This is a genomic window from Bradyrhizobium sp. STM 3809, from assembly GCF_000239795.1.
Taxonomy (GTDB): Bacteria; Pseudomonadota; Alphaproteobacteria; order Rhizobiales; family Xanthobacteraceae; genus Bradyrhizobium.
Genome location: NZ_CAFJ01000060.1, coordinates 1 through 14,526, shown reverse-complemented (window position 1 = coordinate 14,526; position 14,526 = coordinate 1). Strand labels below are relative to the sequence as shown.

Annotated in this window: 15 protein-coding genes and 1 pseudogene; 7 read left to right on the top strand and 9 right to left on the bottom strand. The window is 66.8% G+C overall.

Annotated features, from left to right (window positions below; translation table 11 throughout):
* Positions 1 to 137: 137 nt before the first annotated feature.
* On the bottom strand, positions 138 to 2,522 hold the full coding sequence (locus BRAS3809_RS02895; RefSeq protein WP_008960602.1) for a thiamine pyrophosphate-binding protein: 2,385 nt from the start codon (positions 2,520 to 2,522) through the stop codon (positions 138 to 140).
* Positions 2,523 to 2,664: 142 nt separating this feature from the next.
* Here BRAS3809_RS02895 and BRAS3809_RS02890 point away from each other — a divergent pair, with 142 nt between their 5' ends.
* Both BRAS3809_RS02890 and BRAS3809_RS34595 read left to right on the top strand, forming a co-directional pair.
* The gene (locus BRAS3809_RS02890; protein WP_008960601.1) at positions 2,665 to 3,126 is read left to right on the top strand and encodes an Lrp/AsnC family transcriptional regulator; all 462 of its coding nucleotides are present in this window, start codon (positions 2,665 to 2,667) and stop codon (positions 3,124 to 3,126) included.
* A 436-nt stretch (positions 3,127 to 3,562) separates the two neighbouring features.
* A complete protein-coding gene (locus tag BRAS3809_RS34595; protein ID WP_240535582.1) occupies positions 3,563 to 3,922 on the top strand; it encodes a hypothetical protein in 360 nt (119 codons plus the stop codon).
* 157 nt (positions 3,923 to 4,079) lie between these two features.
* Here the strand turns inward: BRAS3809_RS34595 and BRAS3809_RS34590 are convergent, their stop codons facing one another.
* From BRAS3809_RS34590 to BRAS3809_RS02855, 5 genes are all read right to left on the bottom strand, one after another.
* Positions 4,080 to 4,610 carry an REP-associated tyrosine transposase gene (locus BRAS3809_RS34590; RefSeq protein ID WP_008960598.1) on the bottom strand — a complete coding sequence of 177 codons (531 nt, stop codon included), beginning with the start codon at positions 4,608 to 4,610 and terminating at the stop codon, positions 4,080 to 4,082.
* A gap of 167 nt (positions 4,611 to 4,777) precedes the next feature.
* Positions 4,778 to 7,945, bottom strand: a complete 3,168-nt coding sequence (uvrB, locus tag BRAS3809_RS02870; protein ID WP_008960597.1) for an excinuclease ABC subunit UvrB — start codon at positions 7,943 to 7,945, stop codon at positions 4,778 to 4,780.
* A gap of 185 nt (positions 7,946 to 8,130) precedes the next feature.
* Positions 8,131 to 8,313 (bottom strand): hypothetical protein, encoded by a 183-nt coding sequence (locus BRAS3809_RS02865; RefSeq protein WP_008960596.1) that lies wholly within the window; start codon positions 8,311 to 8,313, stop codon positions 8,131 to 8,133.
* Positions 8,314 to 8,488: 175 nt separating this feature from the next.
* Positions 8,489 to 8,701 (bottom strand): hypothetical protein, encoded by a 213-nt coding sequence (locus tag BRAS3809_RS02860; RefSeq protein ID WP_035655128.1) that lies wholly within the window; start codon positions 8,699 to 8,701, stop codon positions 8,489 to 8,491.
* A 65-nt stretch (positions 8,702 to 8,766) separates the two neighbouring features.
* Complete coding sequence (locus BRAS3809_RS02855; RefSeq protein ID WP_008960595.1) at positions 8,767 to 9,690, bottom strand: LysR substrate-binding domain-containing protein; 924 nt, start codon at positions 9,688 to 9,690, stop codon at positions 8,767 to 8,769.
* A 92-nt stretch (positions 9,691 to 9,782) separates the two neighbouring features.
* Between BRAS3809_RS02855 and BRAS3809_RS02850 the strand changes: the two genes are divergently transcribed.
* From BRAS3809_RS02850 to BRAS3809_RS02840, 3 genes are read left to right on the top strand one after another with little or no spacing between them, the layout of a single operon-like run.
* Positions 9,783 to 10,550, top strand: a complete 768-nt coding sequence (locus BRAS3809_RS02850; protein ID WP_008960594.1) for a sulfite exporter TauE/SafE family protein — start codon at positions 9,783 to 9,785, stop codon at positions 10,548 to 10,550.
* A gap of 7 nt (positions 10,551 to 10,557) precedes the next feature.
* Positions 10,558 to 10,791 carry a hypothetical protein gene (locus BRAS3809_RS02845; RefSeq protein ID WP_008960593.1) on the top strand — a complete coding sequence of 78 codons (234 nt, stop codon included), beginning with the start codon at positions 10,558 to 10,560 and terminating at the stop codon, positions 10,789 to 10,791.
* Positions 10,792 to 10,823: 32 nt separating this feature from the next.
* Complete coding sequence (locus tag BRAS3809_RS02840; RefSeq protein WP_035655127.1) at positions 10,824 to 11,519, top strand: glutathione S-transferase family protein; 696 nt, start codon at positions 10,824 to 10,826, stop codon at positions 11,517 to 11,519.
* Here BRAS3809_RS02840 and BRAS3809_RS02835 read toward each other — a convergent pair.
* The gene (locus BRAS3809_RS02835; protein ID WP_008960591.1) at positions 11,516 to 12,301 is read right to left on the bottom strand and encodes a crotonase/enoyl-CoA hydratase family protein; all 786 of its coding nucleotides are present in this window, start codon (positions 12,299 to 12,301) and stop codon (positions 11,516 to 11,518) included. The genes BRAS3809_RS02840 and BRAS3809_RS02835 overlap by 4 nt on opposite strands.
* Positions 12,302 to 12,398: 97 nt before the next feature.
* On the opposite strand from BRAS3809_RS02835, the gene BRAS3809_RS02830 reads away from it, so the two are divergent.
* Positions 12,399 to 13,043, top strand: coding sequence for a TetR/AcrR family transcriptional regulator (locus BRAS3809_RS02830; RefSeq protein ID WP_008960590.1), 645 nt, complete (start codon positions 12,399 to 12,401; stop codon positions 13,041 to 13,043).
* On the opposite strand, the gene BRAS3809_RS02825 is transcribed toward BRAS3809_RS02830, so the two are convergent.
* Together BRAS3809_RS02825 and BRAS3809_RS37235 are read right to left on the bottom strand one after the other, a co-directional pair.
* Complete coding sequence (locus BRAS3809_RS02825; RefSeq protein WP_035655126.1) at positions 13,009 to 13,692, bottom strand: HAD family hydrolase; 684 nt, start codon at positions 13,690 to 13,692, stop codon at positions 13,009 to 13,011. The two genes, BRAS3809_RS02830 and BRAS3809_RS02825, sit on opposite strands and share 35 nt — an antisense overlap.
* On the bottom strand, positions 13,689 to 13,898 hold the full coding sequence (locus tag BRAS3809_RS37235) for a cysteine-rich CWC family protein (protein ID WP_349509824.1): 210 nt from the start codon (positions 13,896 to 13,898) through the stop codon (positions 13,689 to 13,691). Before BRAS3809_RS37235 ends, BRAS3809_RS02825 begins: the two co-directional genes overlap by 4 nt.
* A 149-nt stretch (positions 13,899 to 14,047) precedes the next feature.
* Between BRAS3809_RS37235 and BRAS3809_RS02820 the strand changes: the two are divergent.
* Positions 14,048 to 14,526 (top strand): annotated as a pseudogene (locus BRAS3809_RS02820) (hypothetical protein); the annotation flags it as partial.

Here is a 14,526-nt window from a genome sequence, read left to right as displayed (position 1 = left end):
ACGCTGGACACAATTCGATCACGAATGACTTCGTCCAGTTTTATTGCGTCGCTTTTTCAGCACCTCGCCATTTGATCCAAGTTGCCAGCCGTCTCCTTCATCCAGGTGGGGGAGACGGCACAGCTTTTCTGCTCCCGTCACACCGCCATCTTGCGATGCCGCACCGGTGCGCCGGTGAGGCTCTCGGCGGCGTCGATGATCGCGTTCGCATCCATGCCGTTGTGGCGGTAGAGATCGTCGATCGTCCCGGTCTGGCCGAACCTCTCCACGCCCAGCGCCTCGACGCGATGTCCGCGCACCGAGCCGAGCCAGCCGAGCGTTGCCGGATGGCCATCGATCACGGTGACGATGCCGCACTCACGCGGCAGTGGCGCCAGGAGCTGCTCGATATGGCTGAGATGCTGCACGCCGCGGCGATGCCGGCGCAGGCTGCGGGCGGCGGTCCATCCGGCATGGAGGCGGTCGGCGGAGGTGATCGCGAGCAGGCCGACGTCGCGGCGGGATTCCCCGATCAAGCCGGTCGCCTCGATCGCCTCCGGCGCCACCGCGCCGGTGTAGGCGATGATCACCTCGGCGTTCGGGCCGGGCTTGCGCAGCCAATAGGCGCCGGCGGCGATGTCAGCTTCCAGCTCCGGCGACATGATCCGCTGCGGCTGGTCGATGCTGCGTGTCGACAAACGCAAGTACACCGAGCCGCCCTCGCCCGGCTCACGCTGCATGTGGGCAAAGCCCCACTTCATGATCGCGGCGAGCTCGTCGACGAAGGCCGGCTCGAACGACGACAGCCCGTCCTGCGCCATGCCGATCAGCGGTGTCGCGATCGACTGGTGCGCGCCGCCCTCCGGCGCGAGCGTGACGCCCGACGGCGTCGCGACGACCATGAAGCGCGCATCCTGGTAGCAGGCGTAGTTCAGCGCATCGAGGCCGCGCTCGATGAAGGGATCATACAGCGTGACGATCGGCAGCAGCCGGGCGCCGTTGATCGCATGTGACAAGCCCAGCGCCGAGGCCATGATGAACAGGTTCATCTCGGCGATGCCGAGTTCGAGGTGCTGCCCCTTCGGCGAGGCGGCCCAGTTGAAGGTCGACGGGATCTTCTCGCTGCGGAACAGGTCGGCCTTCTCGGCATGCGCGAACAGGCCGCGGCGGTTGACCCAGGCGCCGAGATTGGTCGACACGGTGACGTCGGGCGACGAGGTCACGATGCGCGAGGCCAGCGGGGTGTCGCCGCGGGCGAGGTCGTTGAGGATCAGGCCAAAGCCCTGCTGCGTCGACATCTGCGCCGCGGCGGTGAAGCTCAGCCGCTCCGGCACGTCGAACACCGCATCGTCGAGCCGGCGGCCATCGCGGTTGAACGGCACGGAGGCGAGGAACGCCTCCAGCCTGGCCGGGTCCTGCGTCAGGCCTTCGAACTTGTCCCACTCGTGACCGGGGCGGATATTCTGCTCAGCCCGCCACTTCTCCATCTGCGCGACGGTCATCAGGCCGGCGTGGTTGTCCTTGTGACCCTGGAACGGCAGTCCGACGCCCTTGATGGTGTAGGCGATGAAGCAGACCGGACGGTCGTGATCGATGGACTCGAATGCCTCCAGCATGCTCGCCATGTCGTGGCCGCCGAGATTTGACATCAGCGCCAGCAGCTCGTCGTCGCTGCGCTTGTCCAAGAGCCGCGTCACATCGCCCTGGTCGCCGATCTCGTCCTGGATGTGCTTGCGGAACGCCGCGCCGCCCTGGAAGCACAGCGCCGCGTAAAGCGCGTTCGGGCAGTTGTCGATCCAGCGGCGCAGCGCTTCGCCGCCGGGCTCGGCAAACGCCTCGCGCATCAGCCGGCCGTATTTCACGATCACCACGTCCCAGCCGAAATTGCGGAACATGGTCTCGAACTTTTCCCACAGGCCCTCGCGCACGACGGCGTCCAGGCTCTGGCGGTTGTAGTCGACGATCCACCAGGTGTTGCGCAGGCCGTGCTTCCAGCCCTCGGCCAGCGCCTCGAAGATGTTGCCCTCGTCCATTTCGGCATCGCCGACCAGCGCGATCATGCGGCCTTCGCGGCGGTCCTTCATCCAGCCATGCGCCTTGACGTAGTCCTGCACCAGCGAGGAGAACAAGGTCTGCGCGACGCCGAGGCCGACCGAGCCGGTCGAGAAGTCGACGTCGTCGACGTCCTTGGTGCGCGACGGATAGGACTGCGCGCCCTTGAAGCCGCGGAAGTTTTCCAGCTTCTCCCTGGTCTGGCGGCCGAACAGATACTGGATGGCATGGAAGACGGGGCTCGCATGCGGCTTCACCGCGACGCGATCCTCGGGGCGCAGCACGGAGAAGTACAGCGCCGACATGATGGTCGCGAGCGAGGCTGAGGACGCCTGATGGCCGCCGACCTTGAGGCCGTCGGTGTTCGGCCGGATGTGGTTGGCGTGGTGGATGGTCCAGGACGACAGCCACAGCGCCTTGCGGGTCAGCGCGTTCAGGATGTCGAGACGGTCTGACGATGCGGATGGCGTTGTTGCGGGTGGCCTGGCCATGGCGCGCTGCTCCCAGGGACGTTCGTTGGATTCCTTGACTCTAATCCCGCCGAGGCGGCCATAATTCTCAATTTTTCGCGCACGAGCGATCATTATTGGGATATTTTCCCGCCATAACCTTCAATTCCGGCACGATATCCCAATGTCCGACCTCGACGCCATCGACCGCAAGATCCTCGGCCACCTCCAGGCCGACGGCCGCATCACCATGCAGGAGCTCGCCGACAAGGTCGGTCTCTCGGTCTCGCCCTGCCACCGCCGCGTCAAGCTCCTGGAGGAACGCGGCGTCATCACCCGCTATCTCGCCACCGTCGACCAGAAGGCGCTGGGGCTGCACGTCTCGGTCTTCATCTCGATCAAGCTGGCGCGGCAGAAGGAGGAGGACCTCAAGCGGTTCGAAAAGGCGATCTCGGCCTGGCCGGAGGTGCTCGAGTGCTATCTGATGACAGGCAATCGCGACTACCTGCTGCGCGTGGTGGCGGCCGACCTGTCGTCGTATGAGGCGTTCCTCAAGACCAAGCTGACGCGGCTCGACGGCATCGCCTCGATCGAGAGCAGCTTTGCGCTGAGCCAGGTCAAATATTCGATCGCGTTGCCAGTGTGAACGACCCCGCCTCCATACAAGCCATCGTCGTCCCGGCGAACGCCGGGACCCATACTCCGCGGCAGTCGTGATGAGACAAGACTGGTCCAACATCGTGGGCAACAACATCTCCCTGGGGTTATGGGTCCCGGCGTCCGCCGGGACGACACCGTGATTGTTGAATCACACGCCCACCGGGATGTCCGTCATTGCGAGCGCAGCGAAGCAATCCAGGGCGGCGCAAGGACTCTGGATTGCTTCGCTGCGCTCGCAATGACGCTCGTGGTCCCTGTCACGTTGACATTGTCCGACAGCGCCTGCTGATCCATGCGACTACACCGCCGCGATCTCGCGACGCGTTTTGCATCCGAGCTTTGATGTCAGCATTGCCCTCTCCGACAGAGGGCGCAGGGAAGGCCGGGCGCTGGCCGCGCCCGTGGCCCGCCTGCGGAAAAGAATGCAGGCGGCAGGTACCACAGGTCTGGCCGAGAACACCCGGCCCTCCCTGCGCGATGGTTTTGACGGCTGCTTCGCGTTCTCCCCGGTGCGCCGGCTTTTGGCCACCGTTGCCCGCGCGGCGCGTGAGCGCCGGCGCAAGCGTGACACCAGCTTCGGGGTGCCAGGACCGCGCGACTTGACCGTGCGTGCATCGCTGTTCGTCGGCGCGACTGATCACGCTGCAACGACCCACGCCCACCGCATTCCGCTGCCGACGTCCGTGACGACCGCGATACGTCCCCTCCGACGCAACGGAACGAGCGGGAGAATAATGCTGATTTGGCGAAGAAGGCAAGGGGTTTATTTTTATCCGAACTGATTGACTGATTTCCAGGTGTCGGGGCTGATTTGCCCGACGAGCAGATGTGGCGGATTACGGCTTCGCCTAATCCGCCCTACGCACCGTAGAGTAGGGCGGATTAGCGCAGCGTAATCCGCCATCGCCCCGCGCAAACACTTCGTGATGGAAGGAACGATCATCGCTCTCCAAACTCTCCGCTGACGGCGGCATCACCAGCCCAATCGCTCGGAAACAGCCCTGTGCGGACATCGCGATGGAATGACGAATGAGGCCAGTCGGCCACACGGCTGACGAGACCATGCTTCACGGGATTGATGTAGCAATACTCCACGTGGCGGGCGTAGTCGTCCTCGCCGCGGATCAGATGCTCCCAAAATCGGCGCTGCCAGATGCCCCGCTCTCCATTTGCAAGACGAACCGGGCTCAGGCTTTCAGTTTTTGGCAGCTCCCGTGCGAACCGATTTTTGATCAGCCGCCAGCGCGTTGAGAAATCGGCATCGTGCGGCGGCAGGGTCCAGACCGTATGAAGATGATCCGGCATGACGACAAAGGCATCGATCTCGAAAGGGTAACTCTCCCTCGTCGCAGCAACGGCCGAACGCAGGAGATCGACGTGCTCGATCAGCAGACCGAGACGCCGGTCGAGGAGGTTGACGGTGAAGAACCAGCAGCCGCCTGGAACGAATGCGCGACGATAATTGGGCATGGGTTCGAAGCCGGCGTCGAGATGATGGCCAGCCTAATGATGCGGATGGGTCGAGACAAGCTTGGCCGATGGATGCGTCTGCGTGGCGGCGGATTACGGCTTCGCCTAATCCGCCCTACGAACGGTGCCGTAGGGCGGATTAGCGCAGCGTAATCCGCCGCATAGACTCACCGCTTCTTCCACCCGCCGCGCTTGCCCGGTGCGCCACCTGTCGACCGCGGAGCCGGGCCGAACTCCGGGCCGGATTCGCGGGAGTTGGTTGGTTGGATGATCTTGCTGCTGCTGCCGAAGGGCTTTGGCGGCAGCTTGGCGTTGGGGCGGTAGGGCAGGGATTCCGGGCCGTGCATCTCGTCGAGATGGGGCTTGTGGACTTTGGAGGTGGAGGGAGCCCCCGAGGGGCGCCCCTCACCCCGACCCTCCAAGGGCGAGCTTCGCTCGTCCCGAGCCCGTGAAGCACGGGGAGAGGGGGTGGAGGCACCACCGTCGTGGCTCGAAGACCCGATGAGGTCGTTGATCGAAGGCGCCAGTGGATCGCGCTCGCGCGACTTGGTGCCGCCGCGCGCGGACGCGCCGCGGCCCTTCATCGCCGTGGTCGGCAGATTGGCGGCGTCGCCGTACTTCTTGGCGCCGGCGTAGGCTCCCGCCTTGTCTTGCACCGTACGCTGCTTGGCGGTGGGGTCGTCGACGACGGCGAGCTCCGTGGCGCGCAGGCGCTTGACCTCGTCGCGCAGGCGGGCGGCCTCCTCGAAGTTCAAATCGGCGGCGGCCTCGCGCATGCGGGTTTCGAGGTCGGCGAGCACGGCCTCGAAATTGTGCCCGATCGAGATGACGTCGTCGGTGGTGGTGCCGCCGCCGGTCTCGATCAGCACGTGATCGCGCTCATAGACCGAGTTGAGGATGTCGCCGATCGACTTCTTCACGCTCTCCGGCGTGATGCCGTGGGCGGTGTTGTACTCGACCTGCTTCTCGCGGCGGCGCGCGGTCTCGGCCATCGCGCGCTCCATCGAGCCGGTGACCTGGTCGGCGTAGAGGATCACCTTGCCGTCGACGTTGCGCGCGGCACGGCCGATGGTCTGGATGAGCGAGGTCTCGCTGCGCAGAAAGCCTTCCTTGTCGGCGTCGAGGATGGCGACCAGCGCGCATTCGGGAATGTCGAGGCCCTCGCGCAGCAGGTTGATGCCGACCAGCGCGTCGAACGCGCCAAGGCGGAGGTCGCGGATGATCTCGATGCGCTCGATGGTGTCGATGTCCGAATGCATGTAGCGGACGCGGATGCCCTGCTCGTGCAGATATTCGGTGAGGTCCTCGGCCATGCGCTTGGTCAGCACCGTGATCAGCGAGCGATAGCCTTTCTGCGCGGTCGCGCGGACCTCGCCAAGGAGGTCGTCGACCTGGGTGCGGGCGGGCCTGATATCGACGGGAGGATCGATCAGTCCGGTCGGGCGGATGACCTGCTCGACGAACACGCCGCCGGCCTCGTTCAGCTCCCAGCCGCCCGGCGTGGCGGAGACCGCGACCGTCTGCGGCCGCATCATGTCCCATTCCTCGAACCGCAGCGGACGGTTGTCCATGCAGGAGGGCAGGCGGAAGCCGTATTCCGCCAAGGTCGCCTTGCGGCGGAAGTCGCCGCGGAACATGCCGCCGATCTGCGGGATAGTGACGTGGCTCTCGTCGGCGAACACCAGCGCATTGTCCGGCACGTATTCGAACAAAGTCGGCGGCGGCTCGCCGGGCAGGCGGCCGGTGAGGTAGCGCGAGTAGTTCTCGATGCCCGCGCAGCTGCCGGTCGCCTCCATCATCTCCAGGTCGAAGGTGGTGCGCTGCTCCAGCCGCTGCGCCTCGAGCAGGCGGCCCTGCGCGTGCAATTGGTCGAGCCGGATCTTCAGCTCTGATTTGATCGACTTCATCGCCTGCACCAGGGTCGGGCGCGGCGTGACATAGTGGGAGTTGGCGTAGACCTTGATGAATTCGAGCTCGTCCTGCTTGTGGCCGGTGAGCGGATCGAACTCCTCGATGGTCTCGACGGTGTCCCCGAACAGGTTCACGCGCCAGGCACGGTCCTCATAGTGCGCCGGGAAGATGTCGACGATGTCGCCCCGGACACGGAAGGTGCCGCGGGTGAAATCGTGCTGGGTGCGCTTGTATTGCAGGGCGACGAGGTCGGCGATCAGCTGGCGCTGGTCGATGCGCTCGCCCTTCTTCAGCGCGAAGGTCATCGCGGTGTAGGTCTCGACCGAGCCGATACCGTAGATGCACGACACCGAGGCGACGATGATGACGTCGTCGCGCTCGAGCAGCGCGCGCGTCGCGGCGTGGCGCATGCGGTCGATCTGCTCGTTGATCGAGGAATCCTTCTCGATATAGGTGTCGGTCCTGGGGACGTAGGCCTCGGGCTGGTAGTAGTCGTAATAGGAGACGAAGTACTCGACCGCGTTGTCGGGGAAGAAGCTCTTGAATTCGCCATAGAGCTGCGCGGCGAGCGTCTTGTTCGGCGCCAGGATGATCGCCGGGCGCTGCGTCGCCTCGATCACCTTGGCCATGGTGTAGGTCTTGCCGGAGCCGGTGACGCCGAGTAGCACCTGGGTGCGGTCGTTGCGCGCGATGCCCTCGACCAGTTCCTTGATCGCCTGCGGCTGGTCGCCCTTCGGCTCATAGGCCGACTTGATCTCGAAGCGGACGCCGCCCTCGCTCTTCTCCGGGCGCGGCGGCCGGTGCGGCGTCCACACCTTCAGCGAGCCGTCGTCCTTGCGGAATTCGGGGCGGCCCTCGCGAATCAGCGCCTCCAGGGCCTCCGCCGTGGCCTTGACGCCGAGCGCCTCCATCTTGCTGCGCGGCGGACGGGCCAGTGCCTCGTCGTCATCCTCGGCGGTGGGCAGGCCGAGCTGGCGGGCCAGCTCCGGATCGAGCGTCGGGATGGTCGCGGACGTGCCGTACTGGGCCTGCGGGGCCTCGGAGAGGCCGCTCAGTTCCGCGCTGTCCGCCGTGCTCGCGGCGCGCGCGCGGGCGGGCTGCGGATTCGGCCGCAACGGCATTGCGCGATCGGCGCCGTCGCGCGCGGCGACGTCGGCGCTCTTGTCCCGCGTCGACGCCCGCGCGCGATGCGCGGCGGCCTCGCCGCCGCTGCGGCGGTCCCAGGAATTGTCCGGCGGCGGCTGCAGTCCGGTTGACGAACCGATTCCGCTCTCGCCGCGGTTGATGGCGGGATTGAGCAGCTCGGCGAGCGCCGGCGCGATCGGCTGGACGTCCGGGCGGTGCGCCTTCGATCTCGGCGTGCGGCCGGGCTTCCTGGCGGGATCTTTGGCTGAATCTTTGGGAGTATCGGGGGTCTTCGCCATGGCCCGAATATGGGACTGATGGCGGCGACATGAAAGAGTGAACGCGCCGGGCTCACGAGGTTGCTGACAGCAGGGTGGCAGCAGCGATTGTGGATAACATCAAAACTCACCGGCGACCGCCTGGGGGCGATCGCCGGAACTGAGCGCCCGGAGCGGTGGGCGCGACAATGATCAGCCGCCGACGCTCAGTGGCGGGTCGGCGGATCGACGATGTCGAGATGAACGCCGTGGCAGGCGACGCATTGCAGGGCCCAGTATTCGGAGCCGCCGCGGCCGTTGATGACGCTGAGGATGCTCAGTTCCGCGTCGCAGTCCGGGCATCGCGTGCGAACCGAATAGGTGAGGTGTTTGAGGGCAGGCTCAGCCATGAATTGCAGTCCGCATTACGAATACACTCGGCATTTCGAATTGGCGTTTTGAATGTCGACTTGGAGCGTTAGTGTCACTCTCTAAGCCATCACTCTCGGGGATTGCTCCACGCAGCGCTATCCGGCGTTTCCCGGGGGTCGAGCGATATCCTTCCGTGGCTGCAAATTCGCCGCACTATCTCCACCGTTTGCGGAACCGGTCGATGTGACTCTTGGCGTCGGCGATGGCCATGTCTGCATCCGACCATGCAAAGCCGACTTCGAGAGATGGAAATGAAACACCATTGATCACCACGGGAGTCATGTCCGCGCGACGAATCCGCGCGTGCCACAAGCCTCTTCCTGCCTCGAATGGCTCGATGGCGAAATCCTCATACAAGTACGTCATTGCCCAGTTCCGATGTCCCGAACGGCAACGACAGCATGAATACGTCTCGGCAAGTGTGAATAGGTTCACACGTCGGCGTCTTTTTTCATGGTCTCCTTGCGAGGCGCGTTCCGGGTTGCGGATTGCGCGGCTGCGCGAATGATCCAGCGCCGAAACGCGGTGAAATCGCGCTGTCCCGATTGAAAGCTGCGATAGACCAGATACCAGCGCTCGCCTTTCGGGACCGTCAGCGCAAACGGCGCAACCAGCCGCCCGGCCGCGAGATCGTCGTCGATATAGGGGCGGATGCCCATGGCGACGCCGAGGCCATCGATGGCCGCCTGCAGCGCATGACCGTAATACTGGAATTCCGTGCCGCGCGCGGTCACGCGCGTGACGCCGGCCGCCTTGAGCCACAAGGGCCAGTCCTCGGCGGCGTGGGAGACGCGCAGCAGGCTCGGGCCCTTGAGATCCGCCGGCCGCTTCAGGGTGAGCGCGAGCCGCGGCGTGCAGACCGGCACGAGGTCGGCCGCGAACAGCGGTTCGGCGACCAGGCCCGGCCAGGCGCCGTCGCCGAGCCGGATGCCGCAGCTCCAATCGTCGCCGAACGGCACCGCGGCACCGCCCGTGGTGATTCGGACCTCGATGTCCGGTTCCACTTTTCGGAAGTCGGCCAGCCGCGGGATCAGCCATTTCATCGCGAAGGTCGGGCCGACGCCGAGCGTCAGCACCCGCATCGACGACGGTGCCATGATCTGCGCGGTCAGGCTCGACAGCGCATCGAAGATCGGCGTCAGTCCGCTCTGATAGGCGCGACCCGCGGTAGTGAGTGCGAGCCGGTTCGCCTTCCGCTCGAACAGCACCACGCCGAGCCGCTGCTCGAGCAGATTGACCATCCGGCTGATCGCGGCGGCGGACACGTTGAGCTCGGTCCCGGCCGCCGCGAAGCTGCCGGTGCGCGCCGCCGCCTCGAAGGCCTTGATGCCGTTCAGGAACAGAAGCCGCCGCATGCCCGCCCTCAGGAAAACTGATGGAGGGCAAGATAACTCGGTTTGCCTCGCCGCCGCCAGTGCGAGATCCTCGCGGGCAGAGGAGAACAGCCATGACGCCCGTCCTGATTGCAGCGCTCGGATTGCTGATGGTGGCGACGGCGTTCCTGTCGGGCCTGTTCGGCATGGCCGGCGGGCTGATCCTGATCGGCGTCCTGCTGGCGCTGATGCCGCTGCCGGCGGCGATGGTGCTGCACGCGATCACGCAGATGGCCTCCAACGGCTGGCGCGCGGTGCTGTGGCGGCGCCACATCCGCTGGCGGCCGGTCGCGGTCTATCTGATCGGCTGCGCGCTGGCGCTCGGCGCCTGGTCGCTGGTGCGCTACGTGCCGGACAAGCCGGCGGCGCTGCTGCTGCTCGGAGTGACCCCGTTCATGGCGCGGCTGATGCCGGCCTCGCTCAGGCCCGATCCCGAGAGCGTCTGGCAGGGCGCGACCTATGGCATGATCTGCATGGGGCTGATGCTGATGACCGGCGTGTCCGGGCCGCTGCTCGACACCTTCTTCCTCGGCGCCCGCTTCGACCGCCGCTCCATCGTCGCCACCAAGGCGACGTGCCAGGTGGCGAGTCACCTCACCAAGCTGATCTATTTCGGCGGCATCATCGATCAGGCCGCGAGCCTGGATCCGGTGCTCGCAGCTGTGGCGATCGCCGCATCGATGCTCGGCACCACCTTGGCGCGGCGCCTGCTGGAGGCGATGAGCGAGCAGCAGTTCCGGACCTGGGCCAGCCGCATCATCACGGCGGTCGCGAGCTACTACATCCTCTATGGCGGCTGGCTGCTGCTGCTGCTCGCGCAGCGCTCCGTCGCAGCCGAATGAGGGACGCATGAGCGGGGATCCCCTGGTGCTGGATTTCGTCGAATGGATCGCGCGCGCGCCGCGCAGCCACGCCGAGGTGGTCGCGACCTGGCGCACCAGCTGCCCGCGGCTGACGGTGTGGGAGGATGCCGCCGATCTCGGCTACGTCGCGCGCGAACAGATCGCCGGCGTCGGCCTCTGCATCGTGGCCACCGAGGCCGGCCGGCAGCTGCTGCGCGACAACGGGCGTGTCCTGGGCTAGAACCGATCCATCAAGGGGAGGATCGACCGGGCATGGCATTGAAGCTGTTCGAACTCGTGGGCACCGATCCGGGGCGCCCGTTCAGCCCATTCTGCTGGCGCACGCGGATGGCGCTGGCGCACAAGGGCTTGACGGCGGATTCCATTCCCTGGCGCTTCACCGAGAAGAGCGCGATCGCGGCGCACGGTTCGGAGAAGGTGCCGGTGATGCTCGACGGCGAGCGGGCGGTGGCCGATTCCTGGACCATCGCGACCTATCTCGAGGACAGCTATCCGGACCGGCCGTCGCTGTTCGGCGGCGCCGGCGGCCGCGCGATGGCGCGCTTCATGAACGCCTGGGGCGACATTGCGGTGGTCGGCGGCATCTTCCCGCTGATCATCGCCGACATCCCGACGAACCTCGCCGCCGAGGACGCCGCCTACTTCCGCGCCTCGCGCGAGGCGCGGTTCGGCAAGAGCCTCGAGGAGATCATGGCACCGCGCGACCAGGCCGTGACCGGTTTCCGCCGGTCGCTGGAACCGCTGCGCCAGACCCTGAAGACGCAACCCTTCATCGGCGGCGACGCGCCGGACTACGCCGACTACATCGTGTTCGGCGGCTTCCAATGGGCGCGCGTGGTCAGCCCGTTCAAGCTGCTGGAGGAGAGCGACAGCGTCTACGCCTGGCGCGAGCGGCTGCTCGACGCGTTCGATGGACTGGCGCGCAAGTCGCCGGGATTTCCGGTCTAGGCCGGCTGTGGCGAACGGCGGTTGCGCCATGCCGCCAGACCGTGCTCCAGATCGCGGCCGCCGACCAGGCGCGCGAACTGCTCGGCCTCGATCTGCAGTCCCTCGCCGATCGTCGTGTTGAGGCCGCGCGTCGTCGCGGTGATGATGCTGGCGACGGCGTCGGGGCCGTGGCGGATGATGCGCCGGGCGAGCGCGCGTGCCGCGGGCAGCAGCTCGTGATGCGGCACGACCGCGTTGATGAGGCCGATGTCCAGCGCGTGCTGCGGCGTGAACGGATCGCCGGTCAGCAGCCATTCGAGGCCGCGCTTGCGCCCGATCAGCCGCGGCAGCCGCTGCGTGCCGCCGAAGGTCGGCGGCATGCCGAGCCGGATCTCGGGCTTGGCGAAGCTGGCGCGATCGCTGGCGACGGCCAGGTGCACCGCCTCGGTGATCTCGCAGCCGCCGCCGAAGGCGAGCCCGTTCACGGCGGCAATGACAGGCTTCTGGAACGCCTCCAGCCGTGCGGTCATCGCCTGGCCACGCCGCACGAAGTCGCGCAATGCCGTGGCACGCCCCTCGCCGACGCTCGCCCTGAACTCATCGATGTCGGCGCCCGCGGAGAAGGCGCGCTCGCCGGCGCCGGTGAGGATCACGGCCCGGATGCCGGTATCCGTCTCGATGCGGTCGAGCGCCGCCATCAGGGCGTCGATCAGCGCGTAGTTCAGCGCGTTCAGCCGCTCCGGCCGGTTCAGCGTGAGCAGGGCGACATGGTCGGAGACGTGAAGCAGGATCGGCTCGGTCACGGTGGCGCCTCGCTGGCTGGCAATCGATGCGGCGAACACTAGGCGCCGAGGCGCGCAAGGTATATTCACTGGTCAGTATACCTAGCAGGTGGCTGCCATGGCCCGTTCCTCCGATCCGACCCGTACCCGCATCCTGGATGCCGCCAGCAGGCTGTTCTATGCGGAGGGCATCCGCGCGGTCAGCGTCGATGCGGTGGCCGAGAAGGCCGGCATCACCAAAAAGACGCTGTACTATCATTTCCGCAGCAAGGACGATCTCGTCGCCGCCTATCTCGCCGCGCGCGATCAGCCGAACCTGGCGCTGTTCAAGCGCTGGTTCGACGAAGATACGGGCGCCGTCCCGGACAAGGTCGCGGCGATCTTCCGCCATCTCGCCGAGGCTGCGCGGCACCCGAGATGGCGCGGCTGCGGCTTCCTGCGCACGACGGCGGAGCTTGCGAATCTGCCGGGCCATCCCGCGATCAGGATCGGCGCCGCTCACAAGAAGAAGTTCGAGGCCTGGCTGCAGGCGATGTTCGCCGACGCGGGGATCGCCGGCTCAGGCGAGCTGGCGCGGCAGATGCTGCTGCTGCTCGACGGCGCTTTCGCGGTCGTGCTGCTGCACCGGGACGCGAGCTACATGGAGACCGCGGGCGAAGCCGCGCGAACACTGGTCGCGGCGGCGCTGCCGCGGCGGACCAGGTCGCCGCGTTCGCGTCAGCCGGCTGTCACGCCGTCGGCACCGGCTGCAGGCGCAGCCTGAGCATCTCGCGCACGGCATCGAGATGCGGCAGCACGGCCACGCATTTCTCGCGCGACTGATCGGTCGGCGGCACGATGTCCGGGACCATCAGCGTGATCGCGCCGGCGGCATGGGCCGCGGCGACGCCGGGATTGGAATCCTCGATCGCCACGCAGGCCGGCGCCCGCGTCCGCAGCCGCTCGGCGGCGAGCAGATAGAGATCCGGATGCGGCTTGGCGCGGCTGACATCGTCGCGCGTCAGCACGGCATCGAAGCGGTGGTCGATGCGCGCGAGCCGGAGATGTTCGGCGGCGGTGTTGCGCGACGACGAGGTGACGACGGCCTTGGGCAGGCCGGCCGCCTCGATCGCATCGAGCAGGTCGACGACGCCGCGCTTCAGCGGCATGCCCGCCTGGAGGATCTCGGCGGTCTTGGCGGCGAACAGCCGGTTGACCTCGACGAGCGGAAAATTGTCGCCGAAATGTTCGCGCAGGGTGCGCTCATTGTCAGGACCGGGAATCCCGATCATCGCGTGACAAAGCTCGGTGATGCCCTCGGTATAGCCGAGCGCGTTCAGCGCCGCGATCGACGCTTCGAGATAGACCTTCTCGGTGTCGAGCAGGGTGCCGTCCATGTCGAGCAGGACGGCTTCGACATGCCAGCGCGTCACGAGGTCGGCTCCGACGCGCGGGCGAGATCCGCGAGGCATTTGGCGCACAGGCAATCGTTGAACCGGCTCTGCCCGGTCTTCGGCACCGGCAGACGGACGGGCGCATCGAAGCACCAGCATTTGCCTTGAGGATCGCAAGTAAACTCGGTTCCGCAGGACTCGCAAACCAGCAGCCGCGCGGTAACGTTTGCTAAACGATTTGTCACGTTCGGAACCACGTGGCTCGCGCCCTTTTCATGTCCGGTTCATCTGCTGCGGGAAGTATAGTGCGCAGCAATGGGGTGCGCCAGCACGGCGGTATCGAGCTGTTATGTGATGCTGGCGCCCCGCCCCCAGGACCTGATGAGGATTTGGCATGGCGCGCGATCCGAAGGCAGCACTCGTCGCCTTGAACCGCTTCGGCTTCGGCGCGCGGGGCGGCGCATCGGGTGATCTCGTCAACGCGGCGGCGGACCCGCGCGGCTTCGTGAAGGCCGAGCTCGGCCGGCCCACCGGCGCGCTGCTGGAGGTGCCGGGCCTGCAGGGAACGCCTGCGCTCGCCGATGCGGTCTTTGCCTATCAGGACGAGGTGAAGAAGGCGCGCGAGGCCGCGGCAAGGGCCGAGGCGCCGCCGGAGCCGCCCGGCCAGACACGCGGCATGTCGACGACCGGCGCCGACGCGCAGATGGCTGCGGCGCCGGCAGCGTCCACCGGCAACGGCACCATGGCCGCCGGCGAGCCGGCGATGCAGCCGGCGCCCGCCAAGCCAGCGCAGCCGCAACAGCCGCCGAACGTCGTCCAGAAGACATTCCGCGCCGAGGCGCTGGCGCGGCTGCAGCGCGCGGTGCTCGCCGA

What these genes read in the sequence shown, in the direction of transcription:
- BRAS3809_RS02895 (WP_008960602.1), bottom strand. Translation starts at nt 2,522, where the DNA reads ATGGCCAGGCCACCCGCAACAACGCCATCCGCATCGTCAGACCGTCTC.
- BRAS3809_RS02890 (WP_008960601.1), top strand. Translation starts at nt 2,665, where the DNA reads ATGTCCGACCTCGACGCCATCGACCGCAAGATCCTCGGCCACCTCCAG.
- BRAS3809_RS34595 (WP_240535582.1), top strand. Translation starts at nt 3,563, where the DNA reads ATGCAGGCGGCAGGTACCACAGGTCTGGCCGAGAACACCCGGCCCTCC.
- BRAS3809_RS34590 (WP_008960598.1), bottom strand. Translation starts at nt 4,610, where the DNA reads ATGCCCAATTATCGTCGCGCATTCGTTCCAGGCGGCTGCTGGTTCTTC.
- uvrB (WP_008960597.1), bottom strand. Translation starts at nt 7,945, where the DNA reads ATGGCGAAGACCCCCGATACTCCCAAAGATTCAGCCAAAGATCCCGCC.
- BRAS3809_RS02865 (WP_008960596.1), bottom strand. Translation starts at nt 8,313, where the DNA reads ATGGCTGAGCCTGCCCTCAAACACCTCACCTATTCGGTTCGCACGCGA.
- BRAS3809_RS02860 (WP_035655128.1), bottom strand. Translation starts at nt 8,701, where the DNA reads ATGACGTACTTGTATGAGGATTTCGCCATCGAGCCATTCGAGGCAGGA.
- BRAS3809_RS02855 (WP_008960595.1), bottom strand. Translation starts at nt 9,690, where the DNA reads ATGCGGCGGCTTCTGTTCCTGAACGGCATCAAGGCCTTCGAGGCGGCG.
- BRAS3809_RS02850 (WP_008960594.1), top strand. Translation starts at nt 9,783, where the DNA reads ATGACGCCCGTCCTGATTGCAGCGCTCGGATTGCTGATGGTGGCGACG.
- BRAS3809_RS02845 (WP_008960593.1), top strand. Translation starts at nt 10,558, where the DNA reads ATGAGCGGGGATCCCCTGGTGCTGGATTTCGTCGAATGGATCGCGCGC.
- BRAS3809_RS02840 (WP_035655127.1), top strand. Translation starts at nt 10,824, where the DNA reads ATGGCATTGAAGCTGTTCGAACTCGTGGGCACCGATCCGGGGCGCCCG.
- BRAS3809_RS02830 (WP_008960590.1), top strand. Translation starts at nt 12,399, where the DNA reads ATGGCCCGTTCCTCCGATCCGACCCGTACCCGCATCCTGGATGCCGCC.